This window comes from Rathayibacter festucae DSM 15932 (genome assembly GCF_004011135.1).
GTDB classification, from domain to species: domain Bacteria; phylum Actinomycetota; class Actinomycetes; order Actinomycetales; family Microbacteriaceae; genus Rathayibacter; species Rathayibacter festucae.
The window spans coordinates 2,403,907-2,419,540 of sequence record NZ_CP028137.1 but is presented as its reverse complement, the minus strand read 5'-3'; the positions used below and the strand labels follow the sequence as shown (position 1 = coordinate 2,419,540).

The window sequence follows — 15,634 nt, the reverse complement described above, 5'->3', positions numbered from 1 at the left end:
CGGCCGCTGCGCGTCCGCTCAGCGGCATCAGCATGCTGATCGAGTAGCCCTCGGAGAGGGCGTATCGAGATCCACCGTCGTCCGGTGGGTGGGTCTCGATACGCCGCTGCGCGGCTACTCGACCAGCATGGAAGGGCCGCTGCGCGGCTGCTCATCCGGCAGGGACGACCGCTGCGCGTCCGCTCAGCGGGATCAGCATGCTGATCGAGTCGCCCTCGGAGAGGGCGTATCGAGATCCACCGTCTTGCAGGACGTGGGTCTCGATACGCCGCTGCGCGGCTACTCGACCAGCGTGGAGGGGCCGCTGCGCGGCTGCTCGGCCGGCGTGGAGGGGCCGCTGCGCGGCTGCTCGACCAGCATGCAGGGGCGGCTGCGCGGCTACTCGACCGGCGTGGAAGGGCCGCTTCGCGGCTGCTCGACCAGCAGGGAGGGGACCCGGCGCAGGAAACTCCGGGAGGATGGGGGGATGAGTCTGACGCTGCTCGAACGGATGCCGACGCCCGACGCCGACGGGCGCGTCGACGACGACGCGGTGTACCTGGCGTTCACGGAGTGGGCCGAGGCGCGCGGGCTGCCGCTGTACCCGGCGCAGGACGAGTCGATGATCGAGATCTCGTCGGGGGCGAATCTGATCCTGTCGACGCCGACCGGCACCGGGAAGTCGCTGGTCGCGATCGGGGCGCACGCCGCCGCGCTGGCGAACGGCCGGCGCAGCTACTACACCGCGCCGATCAAGGCGCTCGTCTCGGAGAAGTTCTTCGCGCTGGTCGACGTCTTCGGCGCCGCGAACGTCGGCATGGTGACCGGCGACTCCTCGGTGAACCCGGACGCGCCGATCATCTGCTGCACCGCCGAGATCCTCGCCAACCTGGCGCTCCGGCACGGCGCCGAGACCGACGTCGACCAGGTCGTGATGGACGAGTTCCACTTCTACGCCGACCCGGCCCGCGGCTGGGCCTGGCAGGTGCCGCTGCTGACGCTGCCGCACGTGCAGTTCGTGCTGATGTCGGCGACGCTGGGCGACGTGACGGCGCTCGCCGCGGACCTCACCCGGCGGACGGGGCGCGAGACCGCGACGGTCACCGGGGTCGAGCGGCCGGTGCCGCTGCACTTCTTCTACGAGATCGCGCCGATCCACGACTCGATCGAGGAGCTGCTCTCGACGAACCAGGCGCCGGTCTACATCGTGCACTTCTCCCAGGCCGCCGCGCTCGAGCGCGCGCAGGCGCTGACCAGCGCGAACATCGCCACCCGCGAGCACCGCGATCGCATCGCCGAGGTGATCGGCGGCTTCCGCTTCACGACCGCGTTCGGCAAGACCCTCTCGCGCCTGCTCCGGCTCGGGATCGGCGTGCACCACGCGGGCATGCTGCCGAAGTACCGCCGCCTGGTCGAGCAGCTGGCCCAGCAGGGCATGCTGCGGGTGATCTGCGGGACGGACACCCTCGGCGTCGGCATCAACGTGCCGATCCGGACGGTGCTGCTCAGCGCACTGACCAAGTACGACGGCGTGAAGAGCCGCCAGCTCTCGGCCCGCGAGTTCCACCAGATCGCCGGGCGGGCCGGCCGCGCGGGCTACGACACCGCGGGCACCGTGGTGGTGCAGGCGCCCGAGCACGAGTCGGAGAACCGCAAGGCGCTCGACAAGATGGGCGACGACCCGAAGAAGCGGCGCAAGTGGGTGGGCAAGCGCGCGCCGCAGGGCTTCGTCAGCTGGGGCGAGCCGAGCTTCCGCAAGCTCGTCGATGCGGAGCCCGAGACGCTCACCTCGCACATGACGATCACCTCGGCGATGCTGCTCAACGTGATCGCGCGCGGAGGCGACGTCTTCGCGAACGTGCACGCGCTGATCTTCGACAACCACGAGCCGTGGAAGCGGCAGCTGCAGCTGGCCCGCCGGGCGCTGGGCATCTACCGCACGCTGCGGACCGCGGAGGTCGTCGAGCAGATCGTCGACGCCGACGGCGTGGTCCGCATCCGGCTGACCGTCGACCTGCAGCCGAACTTCGCGCTCAACCAGCCGCTCTCGCCGTTCGCGCTCGCCGTGTTCGACGTGCTCGACCCGGAGTCGCCGACCTTCGCGCTGGACGTGATCTCGGTGCTCGAGGCGACGCTCGACGACCCGCGGCAGATCCTCGGCGCCCAGCAGTTCCAGGCGCGGGGCGACGCGGTCGCCGCGATGAAGGCGGACGGCATCGAGTACGAGGAGCGGATGGAGCTGCTCGAGAGCGTCACCCACCCGAAGCCGCTCCAGGAGCTGCTCGAGGCGACCTTCGAGACCTACACCGCCGTGCAGCCGTGGGTGCGCGACTTCGAGCTCTCGCCCAAGTCGGTCGTGCGCGACATGTACGAGCGCGCGATGTCGTTCGGCGAGTACTGCGCGTTCTACAAGCTCTCCCGCTCGGAGGGCCTGGTGCTGCGCTACCTCTCCGACGCGTTCCGGGCCGCCCGGCAGACCATCCCGGACGAGATCAAGAACGAGGAGCTGCACGATCTGATCGAGTGGCTCGGCGAGCTGGTGCGCCAGGTCGACTCCTCGCTGGTCGACGAGTGGGAGGAGCTGGTCAACCCGGCGCTGCACGCCGCCGATCAGGCGATCGTGCCGCCCGCTCCGCGCCGGCTGACCGCGAACCAGCGCGCCTTCCGGGTGCTGGTGCGCAACGAGCTGTTCCGGCGGGTCACGCTCGCGGCGCTGGACGACCACGAGGCGCTCGGCGAGCTGGACGCGGCGGCCGGCTTCGACGCCGACGCCTGGGGCGAGGCGCTCGACGACTACTACGACGAGCACGACTCGATCGGGATCGGGCCGGACGCCCGCGGACCGAAGATGCTGCTCGTCACCGAGACGCCGACCGAGTGGCGGGTGCGGCAGATCCTGGACGATCCGGCCGGCGATCACGACTGGGGGATCTCCGCCACGGTCGATCTCGCGGAGTCGGACGAGGCGGGTGCGGCGGTCGTGCGGGTCACCGCGGTCGGGCGGCTCGACGGCGGGAGCTGACGGCGCGAACCGACGGCCGGCGCGCGGTCGAACGCCGCGCGCCGCCACCGCGAACCGACGCCGCGCGCCGCACGTCGCGTTTTCCGCGACGCATCGAGCCCTCATACTGGGTCGCGTGACAACGGGATCAGGGGACGCGCTCGTCGCGCGCGAGCGGCTCGCCTGGATCGACACGACCCGCGGCCTCGGCGTCCTCGCGGTCGTCCTCTTCCACGTCCTGATCTGGAGCTTCGCCACCGTCGCCGATCCGGGATCCTCTGTCGCCGCGCTCTGGGACCAGGTCGGCGGCTCGCTCGGACGCATCCGGATGCCGATCCTCTTCGCGCTGGCGGGGCTCCTCGCGCAGTCCGGTCTGCTGCGCGGCTGGCGTCGCGGCTCCGCGCGGGTGCGACTGGTGTCGAACTACTACCTCTACGCGGTGTGGGTGGTGCTCTACGCCGTGTTCTTCGCCCTGCTCGCGCGCCCCGACTTCCCGCACTCGATCGACTCGCTCGACCGCGTCCTCCTGCAGTTCGTCTTCCCGACGACCACGCTCTGGTTCCTCTTCGCGCTCGCGCTCTACCCGCTCGTGCTCGTGCTGCTGCGGGCGCTGCGGGTGCCGTGGTGGGGGATCCTGCTGCTCGGCACCGCGGCCTGGTTCCTCGCGACGAACCTGCGGGTGATCCTCTTCGGCGACGCGCTGCTGGCCAACTTCGTCTTCTTCGCGCTCGGCGTCCTCGGTGCCGAGCAGCTGCGCCGCTTCTCGCGGCCGGGCGTGCTGGTGCTGCTCGTGCCGCTCGGGGTGTTCCTGGTGGCGGTCGTGGGCGGGCGCGTCGTCGACGGGGCGGCCGGGCAGATCGCGGGCTTCGTGGTGAGTGCGAGCGCGATCCCGCTCGCCGTGGCCTGCGCGGCTCTGCTCTGCCGCTGGGCGCCGGCGGCGCGGGTCGGCTCGGCGATCGGGCGGCGGACGCTGCCGATCTACCTGCTGCAGGTGCCGCTGCTCGGGCTGTGGTCGCTCGTCGCGAACCCGGATGCCGCCTGGCTGACGGGGCTGCTCGAGAAGCCGGTGGCGGCGCTGCTCTACCCGCTGGTGCTCACGGCGGCGATCGTCGCGCTCTCGCTCGGGATCCGCCGGGCGCTGGCGCTGATCCCGGGGGATCCGCTCTTCACGGTGCCGGCGCCGCTCGTCGCGCTGACTCGTCCGGCGCGGGCCGGGCGGCACGCGGGCTGAGCGCCGGCAGCCGCGCGCTCAGGCGGCCTGTCGGTCAGGCGGCCGGGTGATCAGGCGGTCGGCTGCTCGGCCGGTCAGGCCCAGATCTGGGCCAGGTACTCGCTCGTCACCTGCGGGCTGCGCTCGTGCACGTCGTCGGCGCTCCACTCGAGGATCGACTCGTCGATGATCCACTCGCCCTCCTTCGGTGCCGCGCCGCTGGTCTCGTAGCCGGCGGTCGAGTTCGTCACCGACGCCCAGGTCGCGGCGCCCATCGGCCCGATGAAGGTGCTGTCGAGTGCCGAGCAGCCGAACTCGACGCCGGGGCCGTTGGAGGCGCCGAAGCTGCCGTCCTGGTCGGCCTCGTCCGGCACCGGGAAGACCCGCTTCACGACGTCCGCTCCGACGACCAGGCAGTGCTGGTAGCGCACGTTCTCGGCCGAGCCGATCTGGAACGCGGTGTTCGTCGAGGCGAAGTCGATGCAGTCGATGCTCGTGATGTCGCCGTAGTAGTTGCCGCCCTGGCCGGAGAACTGCACGGTGTCGGTGTGCGCGCCCGAGCCCTTCTCCTTGTACGCCGGGGCGGTGTAGCAGCCGATGCGGAAGATGTGGCGGAGGCCGCCCGCGCCGTCGGTGGGGGTGCGCATGCTCGAGACGTCCTCGTCGCGGAGCTGGGCGTCCGGGACGACCACCTCGACGAGCTCGACGTTCTCGGTGAAGTCGGTGCCGTCGACGCCGTAGACGTTGTAGGCGTTGGTGGTGATCCGCGCGAAGGCCGAGCTGCTGCAGCCGGAGGCGAGGAAGGCGCCGTTGGTGACGATGCCGACGAGCGCGACGTTGTAGACGCGGAGCAGGCGCCAGGAGTTGGCGGTGGTGACCGTGCCCCAGCCGTCGCGCGGGTAGACGAGGACGCGGGTGTCGCGATCGAGCGTGCCGATGTCCTGCATCATCGGGGACGAGCTCGAGCCGGCGCCGCCGCCGGGCAGCTCGCCGGGTGCGACGAGGATGCGGACGGTGTCGGCGGGGCCCGCGGTGTCGAGCGCCGTGGTGATGGCCTCGCTGATCGCCGACCAGGAGCACTCCACCTCGACCTCGAGGTCGACGTCGCCGGTGAACCACGGGGTCCGCGAGGGCCAGTGGGTGCCGTTCGGGCCGAAGGAGGGCGTCGGAGTCGGGACGCCGGCCAGCAGGTCGAGCTCGGCGGCCGGGGTGCCCGGCTCGCCGGAGACGCCGGGCTGGTCGGGCTGCAGGGCGCGGTAGGCGGCGTAGCCGCCGCCGCCGAGGGCGACGAGGCCGAGGCCGGCGCCGACCGCGCCGAGCACGACGGCTCGGCGGGAGGGCCGCTTCGGCGGGAGCTCGTGGAACTGCGACGCGTCGAAGGGAGGCTGCGCGGAGGAGGGCGGGGAGGAGTCGGCCAAGGGTGTCCAAACCGTCAGTGGGCGGTGCCGGAGGCGGCACGCCTCGGGTCCGGCGCGCCACGCTGTGCCGTGAGCGCAGCCGTCGGGACGTCGGCGCGCTCGACACGCACCCTAGCAGCCGGGGTCGACGGGACTCCTGGGAGGGGGGTGCCGGGTGGGGCCGGGCTGTCGGTGGGTGGGTCTCGATACGCCGCTGCGCGGCTACTCGACCAGCATGGTGCGGGCGTGAGGCCTGCGCGGAGGGGGTGGGTCTCGATAGGCCGCTGCGCGGCTGCTCGACCAGCATGGTGCGGGCGTGCGGCTGCTCGACCAGCATGCAGGCGGGCGTCTCCTCCGAGGCGACCGGCCCTCAGCGGCCGCGGAGCTCGCGCTTGCGCATCTGGGCGGCGATGTCCGCCTCGGTGATCTCCTTCTTCGCCGGGCCCCAGAGGGCGGCGGCCTGGCTGGCCACGCCGATGCCGATGCCGAGCATCGGCCAGATCGGCCAGAAGTAGCCGTCGGCGCCGGTCGCGAACCAGACGCCGGTGCTGATCGCGGAGACGGTCATCCAGCCGCCGACCGAGCCGGCGAAGTCGCGACGGCGCTTGAGGTCCTTGACGGCCTGCGCCCGCTCGATGTCCTCGGGGCGGGCGAGCTCGACCTCCGCCGGCTTCTCGGCGGCGTTCTCGGCCGGCGGCTGAGCCGCGGAGCTCCGCTCGACCCCGGTCACCGACGGCTGATCGCGCCGGGCCGACGGGTCCGGGGACCCCCAGACGTTGTCGCTCATGACACCCCTCCGCTCGTTCCGCCCAGCCTACGCAGGCGGGCGGTCGAGGGCACGGCCCGCCTCAGGGGAGCTCGGGCTGGCAGTGCGGGCACCACCAGGTGCGCCGCTGCTCCGGGTCGTCGCGGACCTCGGCCCGGACGAGGACCGTGGTGCCGCAGCGCAGGCACGGCCGGCCGGCGCGGCCCGCGACCCAGTGCCGCTCGCCGCGGCGGGTGTCGCCGGTGGTGGTCTGGAACATCCCGGGCACCGTGACGGACGCACGCAGGCCCCGGGCGGCGGTGGCGACCAGGGCGCGGACGTCGACGGTGCCGACGGGCCGCCAGGGGAAGAGCCCGCGGAGGAAGCAGACCTCGTTGGCCCAGAGGTTGCCGAGGCCCGCCATCAGTCGCTGATCGAGCAGGGCAGCGACGACCGGCCGCTCCGGCGATCGGGAGAGGCGGGCGACGGCCTCCTCCGCGCTCCAGTCGGCGCGGAGCGGATCCGGCCCGAGGTGGCCGACCGCGCGCGCCTCGTCGCGGGTCGGCAGCAGCTCGACGACGGGGAGGTCGACGCCCCAGAGGGTGACCCCGTCGTCGAGCCGGAGCCGGACGCGGACGTCCTTCTGCACGGCCCGCGGGACGGAGCGGCCGGGCGTCGTCACCGTCCAGGAGCCCTGCATCCGCAGGTGGGTGTGCAGGGTCAGTCCACCGGAGAAGCGGGTGAGCAGGTGCTTGCCGTGGGTCTCGTGCTCGAGGATCCGCAGGCCCTCGAGCGAGCTGCCGGCGGCGTCGCCCGAGCGCAGCTCGCCGTCCGCCACGGTCCGGCCGTCCGCCGCCCGCCTCAGACGGGCGGCGAGACGGTGGACGCTGTCTCCCTCGGGCATGCTCCGCACTCTAGGAGCCGGGACCGCGGGGCGTCAGGGGTGGCGCGACGAGGGCGGGCCCGCTTCTCAGCGGGCCCGCCCCGGCGGTCGGTCGTGCGCGGTGCTCTAGCGGGCGCTGTACGCCTGCTGGTAGGTGCGCTCCGTGCCGTCCTTCGCGGTGACCTCGATCGTCGCGGTGCCGGCCTTGATCGGGCGGAGCACCGTGAGGTAGGAGGTCGTGAACGACTGGCCCGGCTTCACCGAGCTCTTCGTCCGCGTGCCGTAGGGCGTCGAGATCTCGATCGCGACCGCCTCCGGGCCGTTGTTGACGGCCGTGACCGTCAGCGTACGGAGCACGGCGAGGCGCGTGGTCTTCGCGCTGGTCGCGACGTCGATCACGGTCGCCGGCGCGGTCTCGGGCAGGTCCAGGCCGACGACGACCGGGTCGTGGTCGCTCGAGCGGTAGGCCGAGGTGTCGTAGAAGATCGTCGCGTTGTAGTCGTAGCGGCTGTACTCGAGCGCCACCGACTCCCCGCTGTTGATGTTCCAGGTGTCGACACCGGTCACGGTCGCGTCGGCCGCCGGGGAGGCGAAGACGTGGTCGAGCGAGCCGACCGCGCCGTCGAAGGAGTAGGAGTACTTCCCGTCCTTCGCGCCCTGGTCGATGTAGCCCGCGTCGCGCAGGACCTGGATCGGGTCCTCCTGCGAGTAGGCGTTGAAGTCGCCGAGCAGGTAGACGAGGTCCGTCGCCTTCTCGGTCTTCAGGCGGTCGGCGAAGGCGACGAGCGCGGTGGCCTGGTTGACGCGGGAGGCGTTCGAGGCGCCCTGACCGTCGCCCTGATCCGCGTCGACTCCGGAGCCGGAGCCCTTCGACTTGAAGTGGTTCACGATCGCGACGAACTCGCTGGCGCTGTCGCCGATCAGGCGGAACTCCTGGGCGAGGGGCTTGCGGGCGTTGGAGAAGGCGACGCCGTCGTTCAGGATGACGGACTCGCCGACCGGCTCGATGACGGCCTTCTTGTAGATGAACGCGGTGCGGATGACGTCCTCGTCCGCGAGCGCGGGGAGGGCGGCGGGCGAGGGCACGTACGCCCACAGCTCCGAGCCGGCGGCGGTGTTCAGCGCGGCGGTCAGCGTGGCGAGGGCCTCGTCGCGCGGCTTGCCGAACTTGGCCGAGTTCTCGATCTCCTCGAGCGAGACGACGCCGGCGCCGAGGCTGTTGATCGCGGTGACGATCTTGGCCTGCTGGCGCTCGAGGTCGTCCGCGTTCGCGGCGCCGCGGGCGTCGCAGCCGCTGTTGACCGTGACGGGGTCGCCGTCGCGGTCGGTGTAGAAGGTGCAGCCGGCGATCGAGTCACCGGTGGTGGAGAAGTAGTTGAGCACGTTGAAGGACGCGATCGAGAGGTCGCCGCCGACGGCCTCGGGGGCCGCCTCGCGGGTGTTCGCGAAGGTCGCGGGCTGGACGGTCGCGGCGTTCTCGACGGTCAGCTGCGTCGTCGGCTGGAAGGACCAGCCGCCGTTGCGGTAGTCGAGGACGACCGGGGTCGTGAAGGTCGCCGGGGCGCCCACGCGGATCGGCTCGGTCGGGGTGAGGTAGGGCAGCGGGATCGCCTTGTTCGCGGCGGCGCCGAGGAAGTTGATCGAGGCGCCGTCGTCGAGGACGATCGCGCGGGCGGCGTTGTCGGCGACGACCGCGGCCAGCTCGGGCGTTCCGGGGCGGGCGACCTCGGTCGGGGTCAGCAGCGGCGAGTCGCCGGCGGCGAGGCCGACGGAGCCGAAGCTGTTGAGGTCGAAGGTGTCGGTCACGGTGAACGCGCCCTGCGGGGCGATCAGCATGCTCTCGAGCGTCTCGCGCTCCTCCGTGGAGCGCGGCAGGCCGACGGCGGCCGGGATCGGCGCGACGGCCGGGGTGCCGAGCTTCTCGACGGTCGCGGCCGAGGTCGGGGTGAGCTCGGTGAGGCCGTTGAACTCGCTGACGGCGCCGGTGATGCGCACGTTGTCGCCGATCGCGACCGCGCCGACCGAGGCGGAGGAGTAGACGAAGACGGCGTCGGAGGCGGTGCGGCCGCTGGTCTGCGCGCCGGTGCCGGCGGTCTGGATCACGTAGCCGCTGTAGCCGCCGGTGGCGTAGCGCGCGGTGACGACGCCGGTGGTGGTGACGGTCTGCCCGACGAGCGGGGACGCGGCTCCGGTGCCCTGGATCTCGGCGATCGAGACGGTCGGCGCGGTGGTGGGCGGCGTCGTCGGCGGAGTGGTCGGCGGGGCGGTCGGGGTCGCGGTGGGGGTCGGCGTCCCGGTCGGCGCGGGCGTCGGCTCCGGGGTGCTGCCGCCGGCGGCCTCGGGGGTCATCGCGCCGACGGTGAAGTCGGCGGCGTTGGAGTCGGTGTCGCCGGTCGCGGTGTCGGCGCGCGCGATCGACTCGGTCAGCGTCGGCGCCGTGGCGGCCGCCGACTCGAAGGTGTTGGAGGTGCCGTAGCCGAGCAGGTCGAGGACCGCGTCGGGCTGCTCGGCGGTGCCGGTCGGCGGGGCGACGAGGGTCGCGGTGCCCTCGACCAGGAAGAGCGTGCCGCCCGCGGCCGCGATGTTGAGGCCGTTCGCGGTCTGATCGGCGGCGGGGAGCGGCGCGCCGTTCGTGCCGTTGCTCGCGCCGGCGATCAGGAAGTGGCCCTCGGCGGGGACTGTGCCGGTGAGCGCGACGGTCGTCGTCGGGTTCGCCGTGCCGGTGGCCGAGCGGTACTGCAGCGAGAGGCCCGAGAGCGCGACGTCGGCGCCGGTCGGGTTGTAGAGCTCGACGAAGCGGTTGCTGTAGGTCGCGCCGGCCGAGCCGCCGCGGGCGAAGACCTCGCTGATGACCAGCTCGTCCCCGCTCGGAGCGGCGGTGGCCGGAGCGGCGACCAGCGGCGAGGCGACGAGGGCCAGTCCGGCGAGGGCCGCGAGTGCGAGGCCTCTCCGGGGGGCGCGGGCGCGGGGCCTCTGCGCGGGGAGTTCGGGGGAGTCGGGCATGGTGGTCCTCTCGATCGCCGCTCCGGGGAGCGGTGGTGCGTCACCGCACGTCGACGGCGACCCTCGCCCCTGAAAGGGGCACAGTGAGCCACGCTATGCAGTGCGGGTGCCCGGCCTGTGAACCGGACGTTTCATGAACGTAAACTCACCCACCGACATCGGGGCCGCGGTCCCGTCTTCGCGGCCTCCGTCCGGGAACGCGCGCCATGATCGGGGGATGATCTCCTTCGAACTGGCCAGGGCGCTGCGCACCGCGGGACTGCGCTGGGCACCGGTCACCGGCGACCGCTTCCGCATCGAGCGCGAGGGGTTCGACGGCGACGTCTTCACCGTGAGCGACATGACCATCGAGGCGCACGAGTACGAGACCGGCACCGTGCTCGGCTTCAACGGCACGACCGAGTGGGCGCTCGACTCCGTCGCGCTCGACGACTCGCTCTGGCTGCCGCGCGAGGACCAGCTGCGCGAGCTGCTGCGCGGCACGTTCCGCGCGCTGCGCCGCGTCGCGGACGGCGGGCCGGTGCGCTTCGCCGTGACCGTCGAGCTCGCCGGCGAGCAGCGCGACTTCGAGGACGAGATCGCCGAGAACGCCTATGCGGAGGCGCTGCTCGCGCTGGTCAGCTCGGTCGCGGTCGACCTCGACGACGTGGACGAGCTCGCCTGAGCCGGCGGGCACCTCTGCCCGTGGGGAGACGTCCCCATTCTTCGCGGCCCGCCCGCTCTCCACGATCGGTCTCGTCGGAACAGACGCTTCCGAGTCGAGGAGAACCCCATGCGAGACCTGCAGCAGCGACCGTCGTCCGGCACCACCGGGCGGACCACCGGACTGATCGCCTCGGGCGGCGTCCCCGTCCCCGGAGCCGAGGAGGCCTACCGCCGCTTCCTCGAGCTGCGGCGCGAGATCTACGTCGACGAGGCCGGCTTCCTCTCCGCCGAGCACGGGAGCGACGGCCGGGAGACCGACGAGGACGATGCTCGCTCGCTCGCCTTCGCGGTCGTCGAGGAGTGTGCGGGCGAGCTGCGGATCCGAGCCGCTCTCCGCCTGATCGTCAAGGGCCGCGCGACCCGCGCGGTGACCGACGACCGTCTCCCCGTCGAGCGGTACTGGCCGGAGGTCTTCGGCTCGAGCCCCGCGCCGGAGCCCTCCGTCGAGGTCTCGCGCCTCATCGCGCGGCACGAGGACCGGGCTGCGCAGCACGCGAGCGTGCTGGAGCTGTACGCCGCAGTGCTCGCCTTCCTCGACGAGGCCGGGATCCGCTCCGCCTACGGGCTGATCGACCCGGTGCTCGAGCGGTTGCTGCGCCTCTCGCTCACCGCCACGAGGATCGGCGAGCGGCGGTGGATCGGCGCGTACCGGAGCCACAACGTCGCGATCGTGATCGAGGTGCCGCCGATCAGGCGGCTCAGCCGCTGGCTGCCCGGCAGCTTCCTCACGGCGCGCGACATCCTGGTCGGGATCGACGACGAGCAGGAGCTGGCGGCGTGAGCACCGACGTGACGGCCCCCCGGTTCGCCAGGAACCTCGGCTTCTGGAGCGAGGCGGAGCAGAAGGCGCTGTGCTCGGCGCGGATCGCGCTCGCCGGCGTCGGCGGGGACGGGTTCCAGCTCGGGCTGAAGCTCGCGCAGATGGGCGTGCGCTCGTTCGCGGTCGCCGACCCGGAGGTCTTCGAGCCGGAGAACGCGAACCGGGTGCCCGGGGCGACGCTGGCGGCGGTGGGCCGGAACAAGGCCGAGGTGTTCCGCGAGTCGGTGCTCGCGCTCGACGCCGACGCGACGGTCGACGTCTTCCCCGCGGGAGTGCTCCCGGAGACGGCGCTCGGCTTCGCGCGCGGCGCGGACCTGGTCGTCGACGAGACGGAGGTGACGACCCCGGAGGTGGGCGTGCTGCTGGCGCGGACCGCCCGCGCGCTCGATCTGCCGGTGCTCTGGGTGATGAACGTCGGCTGGGCCGCGCAGGCGACGTCGTTCCACCCGAGGTCGCGGCACACCGTGGAGCGGATGCTCGGCTTCACGGAGGATCTGCCGCTCGAGGAGATCGCGCGGCGCCCGGCGGTGCTGGGCAGGACGCTGCCCGTGATCCCGCCCTACACCGACCTCCGGGTGCTGCGAGCCGTCACGGCGGCCGCTCCGGCGCCGCTGCCCTCGATCGCCCCGGGGGTCGACGCGGCCTCGGCGCTCGGCTCCGCGCAGGCGTTCCTGCACCTCACGGCCACCGTCGGCAACCGCCGGCCGAGCCCGACCTGGGCACCGGCGTTCGCGCACGTCGACGTCTACGGGCGCACCGCCGGCACGGTCCGCAGGCCCCGGCTGTCGGCGGTCCTCACCCTCGCGCGCGCGGCGGCCCGGGACGCGCTCGCGCTCAACCCGCGGGTGCAGTACTCGGACGAGGACCGCGAGCGGCGCGCCGTCTAGCGGACCTCGAGGTGCAGGCCCGGTTCGGTGTCGGCGACGACGGTCGCGACCGCGTCCCGGCCGGGCGGCAGCAGCCTCACGGTGACGCACCCGAAGCCGATCTGCTCGAAGGCGCGCGCGGCGGTCGCGGCCACGCGGTCGAGGGTGGGCTCGTCGAGGTCGCCGTCGGAGTCGTCGAGGAGCACCACCTGGACCCCGCGCAGCCGCGCGGCGCGGACGCTCGCGACCAGCGGGTCGCGCACGAGGCCGAAGGCGCGGAGCCCGTCGCGGATGCCGGCCTCGACGTTGGCCGCGTCTCGTGCAAGGGCGGGGGAGTAGGGCTCGCCGGCGGCCGCTCGCGCGAGGAGCGGCTCCGCGAGGTCCGCGACCAGCCGCACGCGCTTCTCCCGCTCGGCGAAGCGGCCGTCGGCCTCCGCCGTCTCGATGGCGAGGCGCTCGCGCTCGGCCCGCACCTCGCCCATCCGGCCGATGGCGTAGCGCAGGCCGAGGCGGAACAGGACGCCGCAGACGAGCAGGATCGCGTAGCGCGACATCGCCTCGAGGGCGAAGAGCGCGCTGTGGCCGCTGCCGAGGAGGCAGGCGAGCGTCACGGCTCCGACCGCGAGGTGACCCGCGACCGCCGCGAGGATCCGCCCGCGGAGGCAGAGGGCGAAGAGCGGGAACGCGGTGCCGCCGAGGAACCAGGTGGCGAAGCTCCCCTCCCAGCCGGTGGGCTCGAGGGCCCACCAGCCCAGGGCCGCGGCGACCGGCGCGCCGGCCGCGATCAGGAGGGTGCCGGGGAGCGGGAGCGGATCGCGGGGGCGCCGGACGACCAGCGCGACGAGGAGGGCGACGATCAGCACCGCCGCCGCCGTGAGCGCGGGGCGGCGGGACCAGTCGAGGTTCAGCGTCGCGAGGAGGACGTTGGCGCCGACGAAGAGGAGCCCGATCACCCGGACGTGGCCGCCGCCGAAGCCGAGCAGGTCGGAGACGTCGGCGCTCTGCTCGAGACGGCGCGGGCGGGTCACCGGCGCCACTCCAACCGCACCACGGTGCCCGCCTCGGAGGCGATCTGCGCGGTCGCCCCGGCGATCTGGGTCACCCGGCCGAGGATGCTCGTGGTCAGTCCCATCCGGTTCTGCGGCACGGCGGCGGCGACGAACCCGCCGCCGTCGTCGCCGACCTCGATCGAGAGCCCGCGCTCGTCGACGGCGAGGGACGCGCGGACGGCGGCGGGGGCGCCGTCCGTCGAGCGGGCGTGCTGAACGGCGTTCCGCGCGGCCTGCACGGTCGCGTCGATGAGCGCGTCGGCGACGGGGGAGGGGACGGCCACGGCGCCCGCCGCGATCCGGGTGCTGAGGACGGCGAGCGGCGCGGCCTCGGTGATCCGGACGGAGGCGGCGCGCACGAACTCGCCCGCGGTCAGCATCGCCCGGCTCGGGGTCGGGCCCGTCGGATCCGTCCGCCGGAGCTCCGCGAGGTGCGCGAGGGCGATCCGCGCCGCGGCCCGGGAGCGCTCGGCGGAGTGGCTGATCTGCTCCACGTTGAGCAGGAAGGAGAGGATCTCGTCGTGCACGAGCGCGCCGACCCGGATGCGCTCGCTGCGCCGCCCCGCTCGGCCGGCGGCACGGGCGGCCGCGAGCACCGACTCGCGCGTCGCGCGCTCGAGCGACCGGCCGGCGCCGAGGACCGCCTGGGCGAGCCCCGCGAAGACCGTGCCGATCATCGCCATGTCGACCGCCTCCTCGATCGCCACGACGGGCGATCCCGAGGTGGCGGCGCGGACGGCGAAGAGCAGGAGGCAGACGCCGGCCACGGCGAGCGGCACGAGGCGCGCGGGGAAGGCGACGGCCGCGGCGGTCATCGCCACGGGCACGGCGTCGATCAGCCAGGAGGTGGCGGCAGGGCCGCTCCCGGGCGGCACGGCCGGGATCAGCGCGAGAGCGAGGACGGCGAACAGGACGACGTGCGCGCGGAGCACGGTCCGCACCGCGTCGAGGCTGCCGCGCATCGCGACGAGCAGGGTGACCAGCGGGGCGGGCAGCACCAGGACGGATGCGGTGACGGCCCAGAGCGGGGAGACCCCGAGACCGGTGGCCGCGTAGCCGAGCGCCGCGACGGCGTGGAACGCGATGCCGCCGATGCTGAACGCGACCACGAAGATCCGCTCGAACCGGTCGCCGATGCCGAAGCTCGGCTCCTCCGCCGCCGCGGCTCCGGACCTCACATCGGGCCTTCGAGCAGGCCGTCCTCGATCGCGCGGATGTAGAGCTCGACCTTGGTCCCCGCATGGCGGCCGACCCGCGCGTACTTGGCGCGGATCCGCCCGACGTAGTGGGTGACGGTGTCGCGGGACAGACCGGTGAGGGAGGCGACGCGCTGCGCCTTCTCGCCCGCGGCGTAGAGTGCCAGCACCTCGCGCTCGCGGGCGCTGAGACCGGCGTCGGCGAGCTCGACGTCCGCGTCGAGGGCCGCGGCCCAGTCGGTCGAGGCGACCGCGACGCCGTGCGCCGCCGAGCGGATCGTCTCGAGGAGCACGGAGTCCTCCTCGGACTTGCGCACCATGCCGAGCGCGCCGGCCCTGGCCGCGGCACGGACGGAGTCGGGGTCGTCGCCGGCCGAGAAGATCAGGACGCGGGTGCCGCGGCGCATCAGCCGGGAGACGTTCTCGCCGGCGTCGCTGCCGTCGCCGAGTCGCAGATCGAGGATGACGAGGTCGAAGTCCGCGGCGTCCTCCTCGATCTCGGCGACGGTGGCGGCGACGGCGTCGGCGCGCAGGTCGTCGGTCCCGCGCAGCAGCTCGGCGATGCCGGACCGGACGATGGCGTGGTCGTCGATCACGCAGATCGAGCGCACGGGGTCGACGGCGAGGGGAGCGGCCGGCTCGAGGGGAGCGAGGGGCTCGGGAGAAGCGAGGGGCTCGAGGGGAGGCGCTGACTCGAGGGGTCGGGAAAGGGTGCTCACGGCGGCGGGCATCGGCGTCCTGGATCGTCAGGGGAGAGGCGAGCCGTCGGGTGGTCGGCAT

General features: G+C 73.6%; 12 protein-coding genes. 5 read left to right on the top strand and 7 right to left on the bottom strand.

Going from position 1 to position 15,634, the window contains the following annotated elements; translation table 11 throughout:
- Window positions 1-466: 466 nt before the first annotated feature.
- Both C1I64_RS11215 and C1I64_RS11210 read left to right on the top strand, forming a co-directional pair.
- Window positions 467-3,001, top strand: coding sequence for a DEAD/DEAH box helicase (locus C1I64_RS11215; RefSeq protein ID WP_127887256.1), 2,535 nt, complete (start codon window positions 467-469; stop codon window positions 2,999-3,001).
- A gap of 115 nt (window positions 3,002-3,116) precedes the next feature.
- Complete coding sequence (locus C1I64_RS11210) at window positions 3,117-4,211, top strand: acyltransferase family protein (RefSeq protein WP_164874521.1); 1,095 nt, start codon at window positions 3,117-3,119, stop codon at window positions 4,209-4,211.
- A 74-nt stretch (window positions 4,212-4,285) separates the two neighbouring features.
- Here the strand turns inward: C1I64_RS11210 and C1I64_RS20090 are convergent, their stop codons facing one another.
- The 4 genes from C1I64_RS20090 to C1I64_RS11195 all read right to left on the bottom strand — a co-directional run bounded on the left by C1I64_RS20090 (window position 4,286) and on the right by C1I64_RS11195 (window position 10,218).
- Entirely contained in the window at window positions 4,286-5,608 is a 1,323-nt protein-coding gene (locus C1I64_RS20090; protein WP_164874520.1) for a hypothetical protein, read from the bottom strand.
- Window positions 5,609-5,957: 349 nt separating this feature from the next.
- Window positions 5,958-6,374, bottom strand: a complete 417-nt coding sequence (locus C1I64_RS20085) for a 2TM domain-containing protein (RefSeq protein WP_164874519.1) — start codon at window positions 6,372-6,374, stop codon at window positions 5,958-5,960.
- A gap of 61 nt (window positions 6,375-6,435) precedes the next feature.
- The gene (locus tag C1I64_RS20080) at window positions 6,436-7,236 is read right to left on the bottom strand and encodes an Fpg/Nei family DNA glycosylase (protein WP_164874518.1); all 801 of its coding nucleotides are present in this window, start codon (window positions 7,234-7,236) and stop codon (window positions 6,436-6,438) included.
- A gap of 105 nt (window positions 7,237-7,341) precedes the next feature.
- Complete coding sequence (locus C1I64_RS11195) at window positions 7,342-10,218, bottom strand: ExeM/NucH family extracellular endonuclease (RefSeq protein ID WP_127887254.1); 2,877 nt, start codon at window positions 10,216-10,218, stop codon at window positions 7,342-7,344.
- Between the two features lie 217 nt (window positions 10,219-10,435).
- Here C1I64_RS11195 and C1I64_RS11190 point away from each other — a divergent pair, with 217 nt between their 5' ends.
- The 3 genes from C1I64_RS11190 (at window position 10,436) to C1I64_RS11180 (ending at window position 12,630) form a co-directional block, all read left to right on the top strand.
- Entirely contained in the window at window positions 10,436-10,882 is a 447-nt protein-coding gene (locus tag C1I64_RS11190; RefSeq protein ID WP_123447657.1) for a hypothetical protein, read from the top strand.
- Window positions 10,883-10,990: 108 nt separating this feature from the next.
- Window positions 10,991-11,704, top strand: coding sequence for a hypothetical protein (locus C1I64_RS11185; RefSeq protein ID WP_127887253.1), 714 nt, complete (start codon window positions 10,991-10,993; stop codon window positions 11,702-11,704).
- On the top strand, window positions 11,701-12,630 hold the full coding sequence (locus C1I64_RS11180; RefSeq protein ID WP_127887252.1) for a ThiF family adenylyltransferase: 930 nt from the start codon (window positions 11,701-11,703) through the stop codon (window positions 12,628-12,630). The genes C1I64_RS11185 and C1I64_RS11180 overlap by 4 nt, the downstream gene beginning before the upstream one ends.
- Here C1I64_RS11180 and C1I64_RS20075 read toward each other — a convergent pair.
- From C1I64_RS20075 to C1I64_RS11165, 3 genes are read right to left on the bottom strand one after another with little or no spacing between them, the layout of a single operon-like run.
- Window positions 12,627-13,637, bottom strand: a complete 1,011-nt coding sequence (locus C1I64_RS20075; RefSeq protein ID WP_164874517.1) for a hypothetical protein — start codon at window positions 13,635-13,637, stop codon at window positions 12,627-12,629. The two genes, C1I64_RS11180 and C1I64_RS20075, sit on opposite strands and share 4 nt — an antisense overlap.
- A complete protein-coding gene (locus tag C1I64_RS11170) occupies window positions 13,634-14,836 on the bottom strand; it encodes a sensor histidine kinase (RefSeq protein ID WP_127887251.1) in 1,203 nt (400 codons plus the stop codon). Before C1I64_RS11170 ends, C1I64_RS20075 begins: the two co-directional genes overlap by 4 nt.
- Window positions 14,833-15,573 carry a response regulator gene (locus C1I64_RS11165; protein WP_104317710.1) on the bottom strand — a complete coding sequence of 247 codons (741 nt, stop codon included), beginning with the start codon at window positions 15,571-15,573 and terminating at the stop codon, window positions 14,833-14,835. Before C1I64_RS11165 ends, C1I64_RS11170 begins: the two co-directional genes overlap by 4 nt.
- Window positions 15,574-15,634: the final 61 nt, after the last annotated feature.

Bases quoted from the DNA above. Each gene is read 5' to 3' on its own strand.
- C1I64_RS20080 (WP_164874518.1), bottom strand. From the start codon at position 7,236: ATGCCCGAGGGAGACAGCGTCCACCGTCTCGCCGCCCGTCTGAGGCGG.
- C1I64_RS11185 (WP_127887253.1), top strand. From the start codon at position 10,991: ATGCGAGACCTGCAGCAGCGACCGTCGTCCGGCACCACCGGGCGGACC.
- C1I64_RS20085 (WP_164874519.1), bottom strand. From the start codon at position 6,374: ATGAGCGACAACGTCTGGGGGTCCCCGGACCCGTCGGCCCGGCGCGAT.
- C1I64_RS11195 (WP_127887254.1), bottom strand. From the start codon at position 10,218: ATGCCCGACTCCCCCGAACTCCCCGCGCAGAGGCCCCGCGCCCGCGCC.
- C1I64_RS11215 (WP_127887256.1), top strand. From the start codon at position 467: ATGAGTCTGACGCTGCTCGAACGGATGCCGACGCCCGACGCCGACGGG.
- C1I64_RS11190 (WP_123447657.1), top strand. From the start codon at position 10,436: ATGATCTCCTTCGAACTGGCCAGGGCGCTGCGCACCGCGGGACTGCGC.